The organism is Streptomyces sp. WAC05292 (genome assembly GCF_003949955.1).
In the GTDB taxonomy this organism is placed as follows: domain Bacteria; phylum Actinomycetota; class Actinomycetes; order Streptomycetales; family Streptomycetaceae; genus Streptomyces; species Streptomyces globosus.
Genome location: NZ_RPSE01000822.1, coordinates 1 through 802, shown reverse-complemented (window position 1 = coordinate 802; position 802 = coordinate 1). Strand labels below are relative to the sequence as shown.

Below are 802 nucleotides of genomic sequence, written 5' to 3'. Positions count from 1 at the left end.
CCCCTGGACGAACTCGCCGACCGCTTCGGCGACATCGCGGCCGCCGCCGTCCACCCCGACGAGATCGCCGCCGTCCTGGAATCCGACGGGATGACCGACGAGCACATCCGGCTCGCCTACGGCCGCCCCGACTCCTTCGCCCTCGCCGAGGAGCTCCACGCCCGGGTGCCGCGCGCCCACCCCGAGCCCGACCGGCACCCCGACCCGTGGAAGGTCCCCCTCGGCCCCTGCCTGCTCCGCGGGATCGTCTTCGCGCTGCCCGGCCTCGCCTACGTACTCGGCGCCCCCTTCCTGGAGGGCCCGCCCGACCGGCTCGGACTGCCCGCAGGCACCCTCACCCTCATCGCCGGCGCCCTCATCGGCTGGGTGTGGGACCAGACCCTCTCCCACCGCGCCTACACCTGGCTCGGCCTCGGCGACCGGGCCGCCGCCGGCCGGACCCTCCTCCTCGGGGCCCCCGCCGGCGCGCTGCTGGGCACCGCCGCAGCGCTCGCCGTGCCCGGCGGGCCGCCCTTCAGCCACGCCTTCGCCGCCGGGCAGGCCGCCTACGTCGGCGCCGCCACCGTGCTGCTCGTCCTCGGCCGGGAGCGGCTGCTGTTCGCGGCGCTCTCCCCGATGGCCGCCGGAGCCGTCCTCGCCCTCGCCGTCGACCTCCCCCGGGCGCTGCGCGCCGCCCTGCTCGCCGTGTCCCTGCTCGCCGCCTGCGCCCTCGCGGCGCGGGAGCTGCCGCTCGCCGCCGGCGTACGGGCCGCCCTGCGCCGTCTCCCCCGGCGGCGGTGGCGGGCGGGCCGCGGCCGGAGCC

The 802-nt window shown here is 79.6% G+C and carries 1 pseudogene; it reads left to right on the top strand.

Features of this window, described 5'->3' with window-relative positions:
* Window positions 1–802, top strand: a pseudogene (locus tag EF903_RS33235) (hypothetical protein); the annotation flags it as partial.